This window comes from Coraliomargarita sinensis, from assembly GCF_003185655.1.
Classification (GTDB): domain Bacteria; phylum Verrucomicrobiota; class Verrucomicrobiia; order Opitutales; family Coraliomargaritaceae; genus Coraliomargarita_B; species Coraliomargarita_B sinensis.
The window spans coordinates 389,605-410,034 of sequence record NZ_QHJQ01000003.1; the positions used below are offsets into that span (position 1 = coordinate 389,605).

Sequence of the window (20,430 nt, forward strand, 5' to 3'; positions counted from 1 at the left end):
TTAATGATTAATGAGAATCATGCGCAATAAATTCAATCGTCGTATCGGTGTGTGTACGAATTTTTAATGTCTGATAATCCCGCAGAATTATCACATTACGGCAACGAGTGAGAACAATTCTCAAAATTCAGCTAAAAGCTGGTTCAATCACGTCTATTAGCGAAACGAATAGACGGCCGCTTATACGAAAACGTCTTCCGCGACTTGGATATTGTCCGCGCGCACAACGCGCTTGTTCCCGTCGGCCAGTACCAGAACTTTTGGCTTCCAAGTATCGGCCTCTGCTTCATCAAGCTGGGCAAAAGACATAATGACCAGCAAATCGCCGAGTTCACCTTTGTGAGCTGCGGCACCATTCAACGAGATGGTATGCGAACCTTTAGGTGCTTCGATGGCGTAAGTCTCAAAGCGTTCACCGTTGGCAATATTAGCCACGAGAATTTTTTCGTAGGGGCGCAGGCCCACCTGCTCCATGAGGGCAGAATCTATGGCCAAGCTACCTTCGTAGTGAAGGGCCCGATCCGTAATCTCTGCTCGTAGCAGCTTGGACTTTAGTAGAGTTACCTGCATGTTATCAAAATTGAGCTTTATCGGCCGATTGTCAAAAAAGCGGCGCAGGTTGGAGGATTTGCCGTACTTTGACAAATCGAAACTTCGAGCGGAGGGAAGGCTTTTCTAGGAATCACTCACCAGATCAAAGACAAATTTGAACGTACTACCCTGCCCCAATTCACTGTCGACACTAAGGCTCGCACCAATTTTCTCGCTGAGCCGGTCGCAGAGAGCCAGTCCAAGCCCCATTCCCTCATGGGGACGCTTCAACGAGGAATCGCCTTGGGTAAAGGCATCGAAAATACGGCCGCCACGGATCAGCTCCGGGTCGATTCCGGGGCCGGTATCACGCACCGTCAGAATGCAGCGGTAAAGATCCTTCTCGATAGGCTCACAGCTGAGCCCGACCACAACTTCTCCCTCCGAGGTGAACTTCAGCGCGTTCAGGATCAGCTTTCGGTGAATGATGCGAATTTCCTGTTCCGGGCCGGTCAGCAGCTGCGGCATGGCCTCTTCGATTTCACTGCGCAGTTCCACTCCCTCTGGAACCTCGGCCTCACGAATCAACTTCAGGATTAAAGTGGCCGGGTTGAATGAGCTTCGGGAAACTTCGCTGTCGCTCATCGAAAGTTTCGCGTAAGTCAGGATGTCCTGCACGTGCTCGAAATATTTTAAGCTACAGTCCCGGATGGTCTCGAGGTATTCCGTCTGCTCGTCGTCCAGCTTCGTGTCCTGTAATAACTCGATAAAGCCGACGATCCCGTTCATGGGCGTATTCAGTTCATGACTGACAATCTCCAGAAAGTTCGTCTTGGCCGCATTAACGTCCTTACGGATCAACACCTCCTGATTGGTCGAGAACATGTAGCTCTCGAAGCAGCGTTCGACCACTTTTTGAATATGATCGATATCGAAGGGCTTCTTTAAATATTCGGAAGCGCCCAGGCTGATCGCCTGGCGGGCGGTTTCCAGAGTTTCATACGCCGTGAGAACAATGACTTCAGTATGGGAGTCGATCTCCTTCACTTCACGCAAAACATCGATCCCGCTTAAACCGCGCATACGGATGTCGGTAATAACGACATGAAAGGGTGCGTTTTTAGATAGCTGAATGGCTTCCTCACCCGAGGAGGCCACCGTAACATCGTAATCATCCCCAAAAATCATGCTGAGCGACTGTCTTGGGCCCTCTTCATCATCGACGACCAAAAGGCGTTTTACCAGAGAACTATCTGTCTTTTCGCTCATTCGTACTGTAACTCTCAAACTCTGAAGAAAAAGCTCAAGTTAATTAAGTGCTTCGGTAAAGGCCGATCTTACAGTTTTCACCACCGCCTCAGCTTCGAAAGGCTTAAATAAAATTTGGCCCAAACGGACCGGAAGCTCATCCTCACAAAGCATCGATTTCCGACGAGTGCTGGTAAAAAACACTTTCATTCCTTGGCCTTCGGTATGCATATCCGCGAGCAAAACCTCTCTTTCACTGAACTGAAGCGAATCCAGGTCCACGATTACGCCGTCATAATCACCACTTTGCACTCCTAATGAGACTTCGCCTGCAGATTGGAAATAATCCAAGTCGGCCACCCCATCGAGAAGTATACGAAGCGTCTCAAATACCGGGCGATAGACATCCAGCACCATTAATTTCGGAATCAAAGCCACTTCAACCGGTCTCAGTGCAGATACTCCGTGTTCAATGCCTTTAGCCCCGGGAGAAGTTCCCAGGGTTTTCTCGACACGGACCAAAGATAGTCTCAGTTCAGGTTCGGCTAAAGCTTTGGCTAGAGATTCCAGCACAAGCTTGGCCCGTGACAATTTGTCCGCCGGGATCCCACAGGCACAGGTGTATGCATCAACCGGACCGATCAGTTGGGCATCAAGATTCAGAGAACCGCAAAGTTCTTTGGCCTTTGAATAAACCGAGCCGGCCCTCTTATCCGAATATAATACGGCCAGGCACAAACCAGAACCTTGGCTCAGGGCCTTATAGTAGTCCCGGTCGAGCGCATCGATCAGCCTTTCTTTGCCCTTACTCATGTCGTAGATAACATACGACGAGATAGCCTCTCCCTCTGCGGATTCAAAGAGCCGCTTCATGGCAAACATCAAACGTCCATCGACCGCAAAATGGGCTTCCCCGTTTTCCGCGACGCCATCCCGCAAGGCATTCAGTATAGGTGCGTCATTCTTCGACCCGGAAAAGCTCTGCAGGTTTAACTGACGCCAAGCCAAATTGTTCCCGGCCAGCAAGTCCCCCAGTTCATCGAAGCAAATAATACCTACCGGCAGCTGGTCGATCAGGAACTGCATGATATTCGCTTTTCTCTTTTGCTGCCTGTATTCGCGTGCCTGTGAATACAGGGCAGAAATCATTGAGGCCAACGCTCCCATAAGGTGAAGGTCTCCGGCGCCGAAAGGTCGGCCTTCATTGGCTTGCCTGAATTGCATATAACCGTGATTTCCCTCATAGCCCACAACAGGCACGACGCATTCTTTATCATCAAGCCCTTCAAAATCGGGTAACGAAGACGCGTCGGCTGCAGGCAAACTCAGCTGGCCCGGCAGATGCGGATCCTCGGAGACAAGTTGTTTCAACGAAGCCACAAAACCGTCAAACTCATGAAACGTGCCGAGGGCTTGAGCAAACGCCCTTAAGTAGTGACTCGCCTGTGGAGAATCAGCTTTCTGCGTCAACTTGGCTTGCTTCCCTTTCATCACTCTAAATCAATTTTCTTTGACTGGCAGGCTAACCACGAACACTGCGCCGCAGTCGGCATTATTTCGAGCGTTTATTGCACCGTCGTGGTTATCAATAATCCGCTTGGAAATGGCCAATCCCAGGCCCATCCCGGACTTGTCCTCCCTTCGCCCCGTATCCTTTGATGTCGTAAAGGGGTCGAAGATTCTGGAAAGGATATTCTTGGGAATGCCCACGCCATTGTCGGAAATGGAAATCTCCACCCAGGCCTGCTTCCGCTGACCGGTCACGATCCTCTTTTCTATTTGAATGGTTTTGTCGTTTTTATCTGCAACCAAGAGCGCATCCAATGCGTTCTCCAGAAGATTATGGAACACCTGAGTCAGCTGGTCGTAGTTCGCTCGGACCGAAATTTCGACATCGGAGTGGTCCCGGTACTGAATCGAAATCTCCTTTTCCCGGGCCTTCGCCTCGACCAACTCCATACTGGTTGCGATCACCTCATCGATCCGTATGGGAACCTGATGCACCTTTTGATTTCTGGAGTATAAAGCAACGCCTTCGACAATATTTTCGATTCTTTTCACATCACGAATCAGGACCTGCTTGAATTCCTCGTTTATCTGGTTCGCAGAACTGCCCTTCTTTATCATCGAGGTCATGGTCTGAACCGAAACCAACGGATTTCGGATTTCGTGGGACAAGCCGGCAGCCATCGTTCCCAATGCGACCAATTTGTCGATCTCGCTCGATCTGCGCTCAAGCTCACGAACTCTGATGTTCAAACCGACTTGAGCACCGATGTTAAAAAGTGCGGAGACTTCCTCATCATTCCATGTCTTCGACTGCCGTGGTTGGCCGATAAAAATCAACCCGTACAAGTCATGCCCGGCAAAAACAGGAACAATGACAGAAACGTCCATCTGATGCTTTAAATCGACCAAGGACGCGTAAAAAGAACTTTGCACATCATGAATCCGATCAAGGACGATGACATCCGGCTTTTTGGACAAGACCTCCGCCAGTGGATCCATACTGAAAACGCGCTCTTTCCCCAACTCCTCAAACCGTTCCCGGGTTGCGTAGACACATTCGTAATCATTGGAGAACGTCTCCTCTATGTAAATGGAAACATCATAGACCTCTAAAGCATCTGCGATAGAGTCACCCACCAACTTGAAGATCTCATTCACGTCGGAAATATCTGATAGCTCTGTGGGCAGCGCCTTCAAGGACTCAAGGGCATCCACCTGAGCTTGACGAAATTGCGTGTCTACAATCCGGGTCGTCCAGTACTTTGCCTTGGGGATGAGCCAGAACAAAGCGTAACTGACCAAGAAAGAGCCTATGCCGTGAATCCAAAGCTGTGCAGGTGTGGCATCTTCACCGGAGATGCGCATGTAAATGCCGTAGCCGATGACATAAAAAAGCGCCACCGAAAGATTGAGGAAAAGCTCTGAGAGTGCCTTATAAAAATCCAGACTGATCCCGGAGATTTTTTTGCTATACAGCCCGTAACCGACAATGACGATATATACACTTGTCAGAATATTGCCATAAGGCTGTATCGGAATGTCATACCAGAGCGGGAAATTGGTCGATCCGCCCGCAAAACCGATCACCCCGCTACCCAGGACAAAGAAACAATCCGAGGCGCGCTGGCCAAGGTGTTCCTTGAAACCTTTAAACAAGACCCAGGCACTGGCAGTAACATAAAATGTGAAAAACACCAGATAAGCGGGCATCAGAATTCCTGCATTAGGCCAGAATTCGTGTCCAAGCTTGGGAGAGACGCTTTCCACGATCCATCCGAAGGGGACACATGCGACCAACAGGCCTGCGACCAAATATCCGAAGATCACTCTACGCTCCGCCGAAAGCCCGACGAGCTTAACTGAGAAATGAAAAAAGGTTATCGGAATTAACGCTGAAGCAGAAATCAGTATCTGACAGAAAAGGAAGGCATAGGCCTCTAACGAAGTGATCCGCCAGAAGAAATAAGCTGCCGACCAAATGGTGATCGTTATCAGGAATGCAAGATATCGGCGGCTTACCGGATTGCGGTCCATCGACGAGGACGAAATCAACGCCACCAGAACCACGGAGACGAAGAAATTAAGAAAAGAGGAAACCGTCAGATACAGATTCACTTTGAGATACGAATCAAATTGGCTTGGTTACCGAAGCAGCTCATACTTTTTATATCGGTAAAACCCGCATCAAAAGCCAGCCTTTCCAACTCCGCAGCTTCATAAAATTTATACACGCCGACTTCCTGCTTTGTCTTGATACGACCGGCGGAACTCAACAGTTCAGTGGCCTGCTCCTGATTGGAATCCGAGTAATTACGCGCTAGTGAGTCATGGTATAAAACGGTTAAATCGCAACCCGGTTTCATACTTGAAACAACCGCCGCACCTCCCGGCTTAAGCAAACGATAGAACTCCGCTAACAACGCCTGTGGCTTCTTCAGATAGGAGACAACCAAACTGCAGCAGAGCTTGTCCACACTCTGCTCAGCCAAAGGAATAATCATGTTCGTGCGGGGATCGACTACATCGAAGTCAACCTTTCGGTACGACACACCAATACCCGCTTCACGGCTTAGATACTGTAGATGAACCTCGGACAACTCGTCGAGATGCCTCAGGTAGGTATGGCCGAGGCCTCCCCCCGTCAGATCTATTCCGCAATAATGGACTGCCTTCGGAAAGCCCTCAAATTGATTTACCCCCTGGAGGACGGAACGAATCACGCCAACACCATAAAAGCCGTTACCACAACCGGCATCCAAAAATACGCTGTCTTCCTTTACGCCCCCAAGCAATTCGGCCAATTGTTGAAAATACTCCACGTAATAATGAGCTTTTTCAATGATACCGAATTTCGATAAATAAGTCTCCCAGAATTCTGATTCCTGTTCGGTAAAACGAACTATCTTCTGCATTCGCTCACGCTCGATCCTATTTTGACGAAAGAGCGATTCCTTATCGGGGAGAGCCACATTCGAGGCCGACTGAGGTAATCCGGAAAGGCAAAATTCGATCGACTTCTCCAAGGCGAATTGAAGTGACTCCCTGTTCTCGTTTACCTCATGCCCGACTTCCGGAACCGTCATTAATTGTCCAAGGGGACAAGCTTCAACAACACGCTCCACATCTTCCAGTTTGACCCAAAGGTCGTTGGCAGCGTGCAAGTGCAAAACCGGGGCCTCAACCTTTCTGGCATCTTGTAAAGTCCCCTCCAAATCGATCAGGGCAGCACGGCACATGCTGGAATGAAAGTTCTCTGCATTGATCTCAAAGCCAAGAATGTCGATCGATTCCCAATCCGCCCCGGAAGCAAATTCACCAAAAATATCCCTTTGGTAGATTGATTTCAGAGTCGCATCCATGTCGACCATTCCGACCATGCTGATAAATCTGGAGATCCTCGAATCCACCGAGCATGCGCGGTAACCGCACCGGGCGGACAAGCTTACCGTAAAAAGAATCAACTCATCCGGCTCAAACTCTCCAGCGACATAATCGACCGCCGACAGAATGTCTTCCACCGCGCCGGGCAGGGTAAAGTTATCGATGGTGCCATCGCTTTCACCGATGTGATTACTTTGATCAAAGCGTAAAACGCGGAATCCTGATGCAGCGAACGAGTACGCCAGTTTAAGATTATTCTTTTTGGTCTCCCCGTAACGCGGGGCCAGAATAATAAAACGTCCGTTCCAGATTTCTTCCGGTCCCTCGTCAATGTAACCGACCAAGCTCAAGTCGTGTCGACCGGGGAACGAGACCAAACGGCTGGAGATGGCCTGCGGGCCAGAAGTCGTCTTTGGCGCGAGCATATGAATTTTAGGAAAGTAGCACTATTTATCGAGCAGGGTTGTCTAGTTAAAACTGTCTTCCAAGGATCAGGTCAATAACCACCTGCTGATGAAATTCTATTGCACAAACAGTTCGAGGCTCTTAACTCACGAAACCAAGGAAATATTTGAGTTACCAATCCGTGAGCCAAATTCTAGTTATTTGCAGTGAGGCTAAAGCCCCGAAAACCATTCGGGAAGCCCTCGCGACCACAGACATAAGGATTGTTTGCAAACAATCACCTCAGGAAGCTCAAACAGCTCTGGAGCGAAACGTATTCGAGTTCGCGCTGGTCTATTCCAATCAGGAAAATGACCTAATGGCGCGTCACCTGACGCAGTTACAGTACGCATCGCATCAAATTAGAGTGATTGTTATATCACCCGAATACTCTGCCGAAGAGGAAAAGATCGCTTTTGATTCGGGGGCCGACCTCTACTTTGCTGAACCGCTCCCTGTCAGGACGCTGCTGCGTGTCCTGACACGACCCACCACACAGCAAGTGCCGGATACGACGCATACGGCGAATACCCTGCCTCCGCAAAACGGCAATACAACCTCGACGGCATCTGCACTTCAAGTCCTTCGCGACTTTTCGCATGTGCTCGGCTACAGTCTGGATTACAAAGCGTTCTCCCGGCAATTTATCATGAAGTTGCGGGAGCACATCAGCTTCAGCCGAATTGCCATCTTTCTCGAGGGTTCGGCCAAGCAACCTTTCCTTGGCCGTGGTGTTGGTCAAGCGTTTGAATGTATTGCATCTCTGGGCATTCCGGGTGACCTCATCGACTGCTTCCAGCTCAGTCGCGGCGTGGGCATCGGACAATCACTCTCCGAACATCCGCGAATCATCCGGTCCAATTCACCGGAATGCTTAACCAATCAAGACCTGATGAAGGAGTTTGCCATCCTCGGCTGTCAGCTGGCCGTACCGATTACCGATCGTGAGCGGCTCATCGGTCTTGCGGTCCTAAACGGGCCGATCACCGATCGCCCGTACAGCGAGGATGAATTGCAGTTACTGTTCCTTTTGATGGAAGAACTGGGCCTGGCCATAAGAAATAGCCGCCTGCACATGGAGTTGGCGAGCCATGGCCGTATGATCGAGAACGTGCTTTGCGCGATACACAGTGGCGCCATCGTGATTGACGAGGAATTAAACATCCTCTACGCGAACGAAGCCGCTCGCCGCTTCCTTGAAGTCGAGAGTAAAACCAGTCGACAGATCGACTTTGCCGAGCTTCCCGCGAAGCTGGCAGCTGTCGTGCACAGAGCCGTTGAGAAAGGTGATATCTGCGAGCCTTTCTTTATCCCGGGCTCGAAGGAAAACGAAATTTTCAGAGTTTCCCTCTTCCCTTTTACCACAGAAGGCGAGCTGACACTTCTCCCCCGGCCAACCATGGTGTTGTTGGATGATTTCACCAAGATCGAGGCTAATAAACAGACGGCACTTGAGGACTCGCGCGACGAATTAATCAGCCTGATCGCCGAGCGCTTTGCGCATGAAATAAGAAATTCACTGGTCCCACTTACGACGCATGCCCAGTTGATTGAGCAACGTATCGACGATCCGAAATTCCAGAAGTCTTTGAAACAATCGCTGCTAAAGGAGACATCACGCATCAAACGCTTCAGTGAGCAGATGCTCTACCTCGCCCAGGATGCCACCAGCGGAAATGCAGACATCGAAATAAAAGATGTTTTACTAAGCGCCTTCAACAATGCGAAGGAACACCTCGGCTTCAAAGACGCGAAACTGGAAATGACTAATTCACAGGACGAGGCAATTATTCACGGCAACCCGGAGGCACTCTGCTATGCGTTTGAAGAGCTTTTCCTGAACGGCCTGCAATCCAGCCCGGAATCACGCACCATCCACCTGGAACTTCAGGAAAATGCGGAAGGCATTATCCACCTACTCCTGCGGGATGAAGGCAAAGGCTTTACCGAGGAGAGCCTCGACTCCGGGCTCGAACCTTTCTTCACCACCCGAAACACAGGCGTCGGGCTGGGGCTGTCCGTGGCCCATAAAGTCGTGACTGACCATGGCGGCTTTTTACAATTGAAACCACGCAACCCGGATAACATCTGGGATATCGACATTCGGCTTCCTGCGCTGATTGAGACGGCTTCCACCTAATTATTACACCACAAAAACGATGAAAAAAGTCCTCCTTGCCCTTTCACCGCTCCTGCTCTGCGCAAATATAACCAGCGCGGTGGGCAGCCGTATTGCCTATATTGATGCTTTTGCCACAGCCAGAGGCAATGCTTACACGGCAACTGCGGACTCAGCATCCGCAGTTTTTTATAATCCCGCCGGATTAACCCAGTTGGCAGGCACTGAGGTTCAAGGCGGCGTCTATGCCTTTTCAGCAGAACATACCTATAAAGTCGGTCCGTTTGAATTCGAAACCGATGATAGCTTCGAACCCTTACCGAGCTTCTTCGCAGCCCATAAATTCGAAGATCAGCCTTTTGCTATCGGCTTTGGCAGCTATGCCCCCTTTGCCCTCGGTGTCGACTGGGGTCAGGATGCGCCGTTCTCTGACCTGGGCTATAAATCACAACTCTACTACTTAAAGTCCCACCTCGTGGTGGCATGGCAGGTCACGGATACACTCTCGATTGGATTTGGGCCCAGCTTTGACTACGGAGATATCGAGTTGCATACGACCGGCCCTCTGGGCACCTTCGAGGGCGATGACCACACCTTTGGTTTCTCCTTTGGTATCCTCTGGCAGCCGAACGAGCACCACTCCTTCGGCCTGAACTATCAACACGCGACCGAACTCGAATTCGACGGAAAGCAGAAGAATTTTTCCATAGGACCGGCCACGACAAGCGGATCAGCCGAGGCCAAGCTGGACTTCCCGGAGTCTATCATACTGGGCTATTCATGGCGGCCTAACGAAAAATGGAATATTGAATTCAACATCGACTGGACAAACTGGGATAAGGTCGACGACCTGGTCATCTCCAATGATTTCTTCAGTGCAGCCGTTCCGCTGAACTGGGAATCCGCTTTTTTCTATGAACTCGGAGCCACCCGATTCTTTGAGGGTGGCTGGCATGCCAGCGCCGGTATCACCTACACGGAAAATGCCATTCCCAGCGAAGAGTTCTCGCCCTTGGTGCCAGATGCCAACCGAACCTTCCTGAACTTCGGTATCGGTCGCGACTACGAAAATCTGTCTTGGCAGGTAACTTACCAGTTCAGCGTGGATACCGAACGACAACTTTCTTCACAGCCGGGCGATCCTTCTTTTCCGATTAACGGCGAGTATGACCTGGAAAGCCAGTCCATCGCGGCCTCGCTGAGTTACCGCTTTTAGCCGATCAACGCCGGCGTACACGCATCGGCAATGGTGACCGGGGCTTTAACGTGACTAGCGGCTCCGGTTTGGCCACGAAGTGGGGATCAACTAGTTCAAACTTCAGCGCTTGAGCCAGAGTTGTCATGATAATACGCGCCTCCAGCAAGGCGAAGTGCGAACCGATGCAGGAACGCGGGCCAACGCCGAAAGGGAAAAATACAAACTTATCGTCTCCCTCTGCCCCACCCTTAAACCTCTGCGGGTTAAAGGACTCAGGTTCGTTCCAATACCTTGTATCGTAATTCGCAATCAGTGGACTGATGTGAACCGTATCCCCTCTCCGGATACGCACCCCGCCGAGCGTCACATCCTTCGCAGCTTGACGGTAAGTCACATAGATAGGCGGGTGCATGCGTATCGACTCGTAGAAGATATTGTCAAGGCACCCAAGCTCCTTCATCGCTTCGCCGGTGAACTCGGGCACACTTGATCCAAAAACCGCATCCACTGTCTGATACAATTCCTCCGCAAGCTTCGGCGCCTTCGCCATTTCATAATAGGCCCAGGAAAGCGCAGTCGCCGTGGTTTCATGACCAGTGATGAAGATGGTAATCGCCTCGGCCCGAACTTGATGCATGGGCATTCGCTTGCCGGTCTCAGGATCAGTCGACTTAAGCAGCATACCCAATAGGTCGTCACCAGGATCCTCACGTTGCATTCGCTCACGGACCAGTTCCATTACGATCGAGTCCAACGACTTCAAGGCGTGGCGGAAGCGATTATGCGATGGTGTGGGTATCCAGGTTGGCAGCGGAACGTAACTGAAGTTCCGGTGTTTTAGAAACGCGTTAATTGCATAAATATGCTCGGCAATTTCGCGGTGCCTTCCGGAAACATCATTACTGAACATGGTTTTGGTAATGATTCGAAGCGCAATTTTCAGCATGGCTTCAAAAGCATCCACCGTCTGGTTGCTATCGGCAGATTCCAGAAGCTCATCACGAAAGCCAGCAGCTTCCTCGCTCATAGCAGCCACCATCGTGTTCAGATTCTTTCGGGTGAATGAAGGTTGGATAATACGTCTTTGTTTTTTCCAGAATTCTCCCTCGGCGGTGAGCAACCCGTTTCGGAACACCGCATTCATCCGGCTGTAAATCCCCTTCTTCACAAACAGCTCGTGTCGTGTCAGCAAGACATCTTTCACCAGATCGGGATGGTGCAAACCAACCATGCGCCGGTTGACAAAGCGGTAATTCACGATGTCGCCCAGTGCGCCACAGGTTTCCAGAAAATCAACCGAATCGCGTTGCATGTGCCTGAGAGATCCCCAAACGGGCTCTCCCTTCATACTCGATATGGTATAATCCCTCATTAAGTGAAAACGCTAGATGAACATTACTTCAGCGTCCGACATTCGGATAACTCCCAAGCCACTTCACGAACTCACAGTGTTCACCGAGTTCTCTGAGCGCGTCCTGGACATTCGCATCGTCGTGGTGGCCGATAAAGTCGATAAAGAACAGATAGTCCCAGGCTTTCTTCCGGCTGGGGCGCGACTCGATCTTGCTGAGGTTGATCCCTCGTGACCCGAAGGGACGGAGGGTTTTTTCCAGAGCCCCGGGCTCGTCTTTTAAAGAGATCACCAGGCTGGTCTTATCCTTGCCGTTCCCCAGCGGTTTGGCCTGCGTCTTGCCGATCACCAGGAAACGGGTGACATTGTCATCGCGGTCCTGAATGCCCTGCGCTTGAACCGGCACTTCATAATGCTGGGCGGAAAGCACACTCGCCACTGCGGCAACCCCATCCAGTTCGGATGCCATGCGCACCGCCTCGGCGGTACTGACAACGTCCATCGTCGGTACGCCGGGCAAATTCGCGTGCAACCACTCGCGGCACTGGCCAAGGGCCTGGTCTTTGGAACGCACCTCCTTGACCTGATTCAGCGGCACGCGCGAAACGAGACAATGCTCGATCGGGAGATAAACCTGCGAACAGATATGCAGATCGGAATCGACCAGCATGTCCATGGAGTGAAAAACCGCGCCCTCGGTGGAATTTTCGATCGGGATCACGCCGTAATCGGCGGCTCCGTTCTCCACCTCGTTAAAGACATCCGGAATCGTCTTCATCGCTCGGTAGTTTAGGCTCACCCCGAAGTTGCGGATGGCCGCCTGATGCGTGTAGGTCGCCTCCGGTCCGAGGTACGCGATTTCCAACTTCTTTTCCAGAGAGATCGAGCTGGAAATGACCTCGCGGTAAACCGCCTGCAGCGTCACATCGGTGCTAGGCCCTTCGTTCAGCGAAGCGATCTTGGCCATAACGATGGCCTCGCGGGTCGGATCGTAGTAGTCGGCCCCACGGGCGTGCTTGATACGCCCGATTTCACCGGCGTGACGCACCCGTTCGTTCAGTAAATTAACAATCTCGTGGTCGAGTTCATCCACCAGCTTAGGATCCGTCTCGACCGCATTGGGTGCTAGGCCCGCCAGCATGAGCGTGCGGTAAATCGCCCGTAAACTGTCCGCGGTCAGCGGGCCCTGATTGAAGCGGACCACTTTTTCCAGCACCTGCTCTTCGCTGTAGCCACCCTCCTTTTGCACACGTTCGTTGAGCAAACTCACGAACCGCGTATCGATTAGGTCGATCGCATCACGGTGACGCTTGAGTTCTGAGCTGATATCTTCGGCCATGCCGCTCTATTTTTCCTCGGTTTCTGCGATTTGATCGGCCGCATCGCTCTCGGCGTTTTCCTTCTTCCAGTCGATCTCGGCATAACTCTCATCCAGTGGCAACTCATCCGGCTTCGGTTCTTTGGAAAGCCCGACATCTTCGTCGGAAATTTCTTCAACCGGTTCGTCCGTGTGACGCATCCACTCATCGATCTGATTATTGGTCAACACATCCGAGGCAGGAAGCTCATCGAGTTCCTTGATCCCGGTAAATTCGAGGAACTTTTCCGTGGTGCCATATTGAATCGGACGACCGGGAAGCTCCGCCCGTCCGGTGACGTGCACGAGCTCGAGCTCGAGCAGTTTGTTGAGTGCACTATCCACGGAAACACCGCGGATGGCTTCCATCTCGGCCCGGGTCACAGGCTGGCGGTAGGCGATGATCGACATGGTTTCCAGCGCGGCGGGGCTGAGCTTCATCGGGCGCGGTTCGCCACGGAGCAAACGCACGAATTCGGCATACTGGGGCGCCGTCACGATCTGGTAGCCGTTCGGTCCTTCAACGATGCGGTAGGTCTTATCCTCTACTTCGGCGGCGTCCGTCAGGGCGGTGAGAGCCTCTCGCAATTGTGCCTGTGTCACCAAGCTGGGCACCTCCACTTCGCTGGCATCCTCCTCGGTGGATTCCTTGGCTTCTTCGGCTGCAGCGGAAGCCTCCTCGTGATAACGGGCGAACAGCTTCACCAGATCTTTCATCGAAATCGGCTCGGCGGTGGAAAGCAAGAGGGCTTCAAGGGTCTTTTGCAGATTAAATTCCATGTATGTCGTCTATAGAATGGGCAAATATCGGGCTTGTAGAGTAAAAAGGGAGTTGTCGAACAATCCGCTATTGATTGGAATCCACGTTTTTCTGCAACGAGAAAGACCCAGACAAGAAATTAAATTCAAATTAGACATGTCCAAAGAGAATACACGCCCCCACTCTTCCGTCGTTGTCGACGGTAACGACCGCGCAGCCGCCCGCTCCATGTTGCGGGCTGTCGGCTTCGAAGATGCCGACTTCCAGAAGCCGCAGGTCGCCGTCGCCGGTTCCCCCAGCGACCTCACCCCTTGTAACATGCACCTCGGTGACCTCGCGGAGCACGCCTCCAACGGAATCAACAACGCGGGCGGCAAGGCCGTCAATTTCAGCACCATCACCGTTTCCGACGGCATCAGCATGGGCACCAAAGGCATGCGCTACAGTCTGGTTTCGCGCGACGTGATCGCCGACTCCATCGAGACGACGACCGCGGCCGAGGGATTTGACGGGCTCGTCACCATCGGGGGCTGCGATAAAAATATGCCGGGCTGCATGATCGCTATCGCCCGGCTCAATCGCCCGGCGGTCTTTGTCTACGGGGGCACCATTCTTCCCGGCTTCCGCCCGAAGGACGAAAAAGAGGAGTGCAATCCGATGGACATCGTTTCGGTTTTCGAGGCGATCGGGAAACACGCCAAAGGCGAACTGACCGACGAGGAACTCAAGGAAGTTGAGAAATACGCCATCCCCGGCCCCGGCTCCTGCGGCGGAATGTACACCGCAAACACCATGGCCAGCGCCATCGAGGCGCTGGGTATGAGCCTGCCCGGCAGTTCCGCACAGGCCGCGATCAGCGAGTCCAAGCGCAAGGACTGCGAAATGGCCGGTGCTGCCGTCGTTAACATGCTGGAAAAGGGAATCAAGCCCCGCGACATCATGACGCGCAAGGCCTTTGAAAACGCCATCATGACCTGCCTGGCCCTCGGTGGTTCGACCAACCTCATCCTCCACCTTCTGGCCATCGCCCACTCCGCCGAGGTCGAACTCACTATCGATGATTTCCGTGAGATCGGCCAGCGCATCCCGCTGCTGGCTGATGTGAAACCTTTCGGGAAGTACAGCATGAATCATCTTATCCGTATCGGTGGCATCCGCCCGATGATGAAGATGCTGCTCGATCGTGGTCTGCTCCATGGCGATTGCCTGACCGTAACCGGCGAGACCATCGCGGAATCGCTTAAAGACGTGCAGCCCTACGGCACATTCCCCGACGAGCAGGATATCATCCGCCCCTGGGATAATCCGATCAAGGACAGCACACACCTGCGCATCCTGCGCGGTAATCTCGCCCCCGGAGCGGCGGTCGGCAAGATCACCGGCAAGGAAGGGCTTTATTTCAAGGGCACAGCCAAAGTTTACGAAGGCGAGGAAGAAGCGCTTATCGGTATCCTCCGCGGCGATGTGGTGGCCGGCGATGTCGTTGTGATTCGCAATGAAGGCCCTGTTGGCGGTCCCGGCATGCGCGAGATGCTCTCCCCCACCAGCGCAGTGGCCGGTCGCGGCTTGATCAAGGAAGTCGCCCTTATCACCGACGGACGTTTCTCCGGCGGCAGCCACGGTTTTGATGTCGGTCACATCACTCCGGAAGCGGCCTGCGGTGGTCCCATCGGAATCGTCAAGAACGGCGACACCATCGAGATTGATGCCGAGAAGAACACCATCGACCTCCTGATCGACGAGGCGGAATACAAAGCACGTATGGATGCCTTCAAGCCGACTGGCCCGGGCGAAAAACGGGGAGTGCTGGGCAAATACGCCGCCCTTGTTGCCACCGCCTCCGAGGGGGCCGTCACCGATAAAAATCTTTAGGGAAAGCCTTTAATCCGAGTGAGCAAACCGGGCGGACCGCCCGATGCTTCACTCCATCAGTTTGATCGCTTCCGCGATTGACTCCCTTGCGGCCGGGGCATCCCCCTTCCCCCCGTAAACGGGAAATTCCAAGGTGTAGGGGACTTCGAGTCCCAACTCCTGGTAGATTCTGGGGAAATCCACTTTCTGGCCCTGAAGGTGGAGGGGCCCCCGCATGAGTTTTTCGTCGGCATAGACCCCTGCAACGTGGGTGTGAATGATATAGTCCTTCGCCTTCTCGATAAAAACGGACATATCCTGGCTGTTGCCGTGACCAAAGGCGTAATCCTCCACCCCCAAATGATACCAGTCCAGGGCCAGGCCAAACCATTCGGGTTCTCCCACCTCCTCGACCAAATCGAGACAGACCCAGGGGTTGGTGCCGAAATAACCGGGATGCCCCTTCATCGCACCGCCCTCGCCAGCAAAAAAGTTGTCATTGAGGCACTCCAGCACCAATCGAACCTGTTTGCTCTTGGCGTAGGCGGTTAAGTCGCGGTAGGCCGCAACCAGATTGTCAAACTGCCGGGAAAAACTGAGGTCGACCGCCTTGTTGCCGGTGAAACAGATGACCATGGGTACATCATGCTTCGACGCGTGATCGATCGTGTCCTTGAGCGCCTTCGTCACTTGCTCCCTCTCGGCGGGGTTTCCGGGACTCAAGACAAAAGGAGGGAGATCCGGGATCTCTTTGACCAGACAGGGCACCGCCACGCCGGCATCCTGAATCGTTTCGACATATTTATGCGGAGGAATGTCGATCGCCATCTCGTGCTCCTTCGCGATCGCAATCATTTCGTCGAGCGAGAACAGCCCCGCACCACCGTCGTTGCTGAAACACCACCAGGCGAGAGCCGGCCCGGAAAGACCTGTCACCGAGGCTTTTTTCTCAGCGGCACGAGTCGATCCCGCGGATAAGGTGCACAACAGGCACAGTAATGTCAGGGTTTGAATCAATTTATTCATCACAGGGGTACTTGATTACGTTTCAGATAAGCAGAATGTCCGGGCAATTCTTTATATACAAGCAAAGCTTCTGCAACTGAAAGGAATTCGCTTTGGCCAGCTCAGACGCATCTTTAGCGATATAGAAGAAGGGCGTTTAAGCTGGGAATAGGTAATACTCTGTATTGGGCCGCTGATCATTTACGTGCACCGGCCTACACAAAAAGATTTTTTGCAGTTTCCCCGCCGTGATTGACGCATTCCCCTGCAAATGATCTACCTGCGAAGCTTCTTTACTTCCCTACTTCCTATAGATCATTAATAGAAAGATCATGTCCTGGGAAAAATTCACCAAACACTATCTCACACTGCCAGAGCTCGATTTCGCGCTCGACATCAGCCGCATTGATTTCGGCGACGGCTTTCTGGCCGAAATGGAGCCCAAGATGCAAGAGGCCTACAAGGCGATGGCGGATCTCGAGGCGGGTGCCATTGCCAACCCGGATGAGAACCGGATGGTCGGCCACTACTGGCTGCGCGATGCCTCGCTGGCCCCGGAACCGGAGCTGACCACCGAAATCGAAAAGTGCCTGGCCGATATCAGGCAAATCGCGACCAAGGTCCACTCCGGGGAACTGGCGGGCGCTAAAGGTAAATTTAAGAACTGTCTCGTCATCGGCATCGGGGGATCGGCACTAGGACCTCAGTTTGTAGCCGACGCTCTCGGTAATCCGGATAGGGATAAGATGCAGCTCCACTTCTTCGACAACACCGACCCCGACGGCATCGACCGCACTCTGGCCACACTGGATGGCGAGCTGGGCGAAACCCTCGCCGTGGTCATTTCCAAATCCGGCGGCACGCCGGAGACCCGCAACGGCATGCTGGAGGCCCAGGCCGCCTACAAGTCTGCCGGAGTCGATTTCGCCAAACACGCCATCGCCATTACCGGCGCAGGCTCCAAGCTCGACAAAGTCGCCGAGTCCGAGGGCTGGCTGACCCGGCTCCCCATGTGGGATTGGGTCGGTGGCCGCACCTCCGAACTCGCCGCGGTCGGCCTCCTTCCGGCTGCGCTCCAGGGTCTGAAAATCGACCGCATGCTGGCCGGTGCCGCCGCCATGGATGCCGCCACTCGCAGCACGGAAACAACAAAGAACCCCGCCGCCCTCCTCGCCCTCATGTGGTATTACGCCACCGAGGGCAAAGGTGCCAAGGACATGGTCGTCCTCCCCTACAAGGACCGCCTCATGCTCTTTTCCAAATACCTCCAGCAACTCGTCATGGAGTCGCTGGGCAAGGAGTTCGACCTCGACGGCAACACCGTCAATCAGGGGATCGCCGTATACGGGAACAAGGGCTCGACCGATCAACATGCCTACGTCCAGCAGCTACGGGAAGGGGTGCATAACTTCTTCGTCACCTTCATCGAAGTACTCAAGGACCGCGAAGGAGACTCGATCGAAGTCGAAGATGGTATCACAACCGGCGACTTCCTCCAGGGCTTCTACCTCGGCACGCGTGACGCACTCTACGAGAACGGCCGCCAATCGATCACCATCACGATTTCCGAGGTCACGGCCGAGGCCGTCGGCCAGCTCATCGCGCTCTTCGAGCGTGCGGTCGGCTTCTACGCCTCGTTGGTCAACATTAACGCCTACCACCAGCCGGGTGTCGAAGCCGGCAAGAAAGCCGCCGCCAGCGTACTCGGGATCGAAAGCAAAATAATCAGCCTCCTGCGTGAAAAGGCAGGAGAACGCTTGAATACCGTCACAATTGCGCAACACTTGGGCCTTGAGTCGCAAACAGAAATCATTTTTAAACTACTGAATCGTCTTGCTGCAAACCAGCGTGGCATCATTGCAGAAGATAAATTTTCCACCCCAGAAACACAGTTTTATTACGAATAAATCGCCACTGTCACTCATATGAAAAACCTATCTCTTATCCTTCGCATTCTCGCGATAGTCGCCGCAGTCGCTGCCACGACCCTGTTCTTTATCAGCAAAGGTAAACTCGCTGATATGGATACCGAACTCACCCAAACAAAGCAGGTGCTATCTTCGACCCAAACAGAGTTGAGCGACACACAAAACGTCCTCCAACGTACAGAGACGCAGCTGAAACGGGAGCAAAACAATCTGGCCGAGACGAAAGCCGAGCTGGAAGAGACCGAGTCCAAATTCTACGCCTCACAACAGGAAGCCACCCGAGCCAAGAATGCTCTTGAAGAAGCTAATACTCAAATAACCAGCTTGGAGAACGACGCCAGGGAACTCAAAGCTGACTTAGTCGCCACTCAGGAAGAACTGGCCAATGCAAGTCGCGAAGCAGAAATCAATCAGCTGAACGAGCGCATTGCGGAACTCGAAAGCAAGAATGAAGAGCTCATGGTCGATCTTGAGTCTAAGACTGCTATTGCCGACGCAGTTACCGCTAAGAAGCAGCAGTCCAGCCCCAATGGCCAAGGTGGTATTGATACTACAATCTCCTCGTTGTCCGTGGGTGGTGAGCCTATTCAAAGGATTCGTCTGGAAACGACAGTCAACTCCATCAGCACGAACGACGGTCTGATCGTCCTCGACAGCAACCCTGAACTCGGCCTCTCCGCTGGCCAGACCATTACTCTGGTTCAAGACTTGAAGGCTGTGGGGAAGGTACAGATCCAGAAAATTGAAGAAAACTACGCTGTGGCCAACATACTTCCGGGCAGCACCGGCACCAAGAAGCTGAGCTCCGGCAGCAAGGTTCAATTACTTCTCTAATCGGCGGGGCCTGACGAAAATGATCCGACTATTCCTAGTTATCGCCATCGCAATGAGCACGCTCGGTGTCACCGGTTGCTTTAATAGCTCACCCGATGAGCAATCCGTCCCCTGGAGTCGTCCCGCCGACTGGGAACGAGGCGCGCCGGGCTTCGGTGGCGGCTACTAGTCCGACAAAGATTTTTTCAAAAGCCGCAGTTAACTCTGCGGCTTTTTTGTGCCCGCTTCTTTTACGCCGCCGCTGCCGTATGCCCTATCACCTAACTTAATAGCATTTTGCAGAAGTTTTCTTTGAATAATCGATCCTCGTCGCGAAGTTGCCATAGCCGGGTCGCAGTTTCTTCCGGGGCTTCAGGCCAAGATGGTATCAATTGAAAATTACCGTTGGCTCCTGATCCGGAGACGTTATCTATAACATATGGAATCGTCTGAAAATTCGACGCCCGAGAAGCAAGCGGACACGGGCAAAAACTCAAATTCTAAAAAACCGCAGTACATGATGGGCATGCTCTGCCACCTGCTGGCACTCACCGCTCTGGTCGGTGTGCCCTTTGGCAATATCCTCGGCCCTCTGGTCATTTGGCTGATCAAAAAGGAGGATCACCCTTTTATCGATAAGTGCGGAAAGGAATCGCTGAACTTCCAGATTACCGCCACCTTGGCAGGTATGGCGCTAGGCGTGGTCGCTGTGGTGACGACTTTTATCGCAGCAATTCCCATCATCGGGCTGATTAGCTTTCTGTTTCTACCACTGATTGCCCTGGCCGGCCTCGCCTTAATGGTCGCAGTCATCGTCTTCACCGTAATCGCTGCCATCAAAGCCAGCGAGGGCACTAATTATAGATACCCCTACTCCATTCGGCTGATTCAGTAATCATAGCTGTTGTTATCCCGTTAAGCTGAACGGGGAACGA

At 52.8% G+C, this 20,430-nt stretch carries 16 protein-coding genes; 7 read left to right on the forward strand and 9 right to left on the reverse strand.

The window, feature by feature from the left end; all coding sequences use genetic code 11:
• Positions 1-180 precede the first annotated feature (180 nt).
• From panD to DDZ13_RS06295, 5 genes are all read right to left on the reverse strand, one after another.
• On the reverse strand, positions 181-570 hold the full coding sequence (gene panD, locus DDZ13_RS06275; RefSeq protein ID WP_110130660.1) for an aspartate 1-decarboxylase: 390 nt from the start codon (positions 568-570) through the stop codon (positions 181-183).
• A 105-nt stretch (positions 571-675) separates the two neighbouring features.
• Positions 676-1,800: an ATP-binding response regulator gene (locus DDZ13_RS06280; RefSeq protein WP_110130577.1), complete on the reverse strand. Its 1,125-nt coding sequence runs from the start codon at positions 1,798-1,800 to the stop codon at positions 676-678.
• A 39-nt stretch (positions 1,801-1,839) separates the two neighbouring features.
• A complete protein-coding gene (locus DDZ13_RS06285; protein WP_110130578.1) occupies positions 1,840-3,270 on the reverse strand; it encodes a hypothetical protein in 1,431 nt (476 codons plus the stop codon).
• A gap of 9 nt (positions 3,271-3,279) precedes the next feature.
• A complete protein-coding gene (locus tag DDZ13_RS06290; RefSeq protein WP_158279816.1) occupies positions 3,280-4,998 on the reverse strand; it encodes a sensor histidine kinase in 1,719 nt (572 codons plus the stop codon).
• Positions 4,999-5,399: 401 nt separating this feature from the next.
• Entirely contained in the window at positions 5,400-7,094 is a 1,695-nt protein-coding gene (locus DDZ13_RS06295; protein ID WP_110130580.1) for a methyltransferase domain-containing protein, read from the reverse strand.
• 161 nt (positions 7,095-7,255) lie between these two features.
• Between DDZ13_RS06295 and DDZ13_RS06300 the strand changes: the two genes are divergently transcribed.
• The gene (locus DDZ13_RS06300) at positions 7,256-9,253 is read left to right on the forward strand and encodes an ATP-binding protein (protein WP_110130581.1); all 1,998 of its coding nucleotides are present in this window, start codon (positions 7,256-7,258) and stop codon (positions 9,251-9,253) included.
• A gap of 19 nt (positions 9,254-9,272) precedes the next feature.
• Complete coding sequence (locus tag DDZ13_RS06305; RefSeq protein WP_110130582.1) at positions 9,273-10,448, forward strand: OmpP1/FadL family transporter; 1,176 nt, start codon at positions 9,273-9,275, stop codon at positions 10,446-10,448.
• 4 nt (positions 10,449-10,452) lie between these two features.
• On the opposite strand, the gene DDZ13_RS06310 is transcribed toward DDZ13_RS06305, so the two are convergent.
• The 3 genes from DDZ13_RS06310 to scpB all read right to left on the reverse strand — a co-directional run bounded on the left by DDZ13_RS06310 (position 10,453) and on the right by scpB (position 13,918).
• Complete coding sequence (locus DDZ13_RS06310; protein ID WP_158279817.1) at positions 10,453-11,742, reverse strand: cytochrome P450; 1,290 nt, start codon at positions 11,740-11,742, stop codon at positions 10,453-10,455.
• An 88-nt stretch (positions 11,743-11,830) separates the two neighbouring features.
• On the reverse strand, positions 11,831-13,120 hold the full coding sequence (pheA, locus tag DDZ13_RS06315; RefSeq protein ID WP_110130584.1) for a prephenate dehydratase: 1,290 nt from the start codon (positions 13,118-13,120) through the stop codon (positions 11,831-11,833).
• Positions 13,121-13,126: 6 nt separating this feature from the next.
• On the reverse strand, positions 13,127-13,918 hold the full coding sequence (scpB, locus tag DDZ13_RS06320) for an SMC-Scp complex subunit ScpB (protein WP_269845165.1): 792 nt from the start codon (positions 13,916-13,918) through the stop codon (positions 13,127-13,129).
• A 136-nt stretch (positions 13,919-14,054) separates the two neighbouring features.
• On the opposite strand from scpB, the gene ilvD reads away from it, so the two are divergent.
• Positions 14,055-15,770: a dihydroxy-acid dehydratase gene (gene ilvD / locus DDZ13_RS06325; RefSeq protein ID WP_110130585.1), complete on the forward strand. Its 1,716-nt coding sequence runs from the start codon at positions 14,055-14,057 to the stop codon at positions 15,768-15,770.
• A gap of 48 nt (positions 15,771-15,818) precedes the next feature.
• Here the strand turns inward: ilvD and DDZ13_RS06330 are convergent, their stop codons facing one another.
• A complete protein-coding gene (locus DDZ13_RS06330) occupies positions 15,819-16,775 on the reverse strand; it encodes a sugar phosphate isomerase/epimerase family protein (RefSeq protein WP_110130586.1) in 957 nt (318 codons plus the stop codon).
• Between the two features lie 311 nt (positions 16,776-17,086).
• Between DDZ13_RS06330 and DDZ13_RS06335 the strand changes: the two genes are divergently transcribed.
• The 4 genes from DDZ13_RS06335 to DDZ13_RS06345 all read left to right on the forward strand — a co-directional run bounded on the left by DDZ13_RS06335 (position 17,087) and on the right by DDZ13_RS06345 (position 20,390).
• Positions 17,087-18,661, forward strand: a complete 1,575-nt coding sequence (locus DDZ13_RS06335) for a glucose-6-phosphate isomerase (protein WP_110130587.1) — start codon at positions 17,087-17,089, stop codon at positions 18,659-18,661.
• Positions 18,662-18,679: 18 nt separating this feature from the next.
• Entirely contained in the window at positions 18,680-19,516 is an 837-nt protein-coding gene (locus tag DDZ13_RS06340; RefSeq protein ID WP_110130588.1) for a hypothetical protein, read from the forward strand.
• Positions 19,517-19,535: 19 nt separating this feature from the next.
• Positions 19,536-19,685: a hypothetical protein gene (locus DDZ13_RS15610; RefSeq protein WP_199221065.1), complete on the forward strand. Its 150-nt coding sequence runs from the start codon at positions 19,536-19,538 to the stop codon at positions 19,683-19,685.
• A 249-nt stretch (positions 19,686-19,934) separates the two neighbouring features.
• Positions 19,935-20,390 (forward strand): DUF4870 domain-containing protein, encoded by a 456-nt coding sequence (locus DDZ13_RS06345; RefSeq protein ID WP_199221066.1) that lies wholly within the window; start codon positions 19,935-19,937, stop codon positions 20,388-20,390.
• Positions 20,391-20,430: the final 40 nt, after the last annotated feature.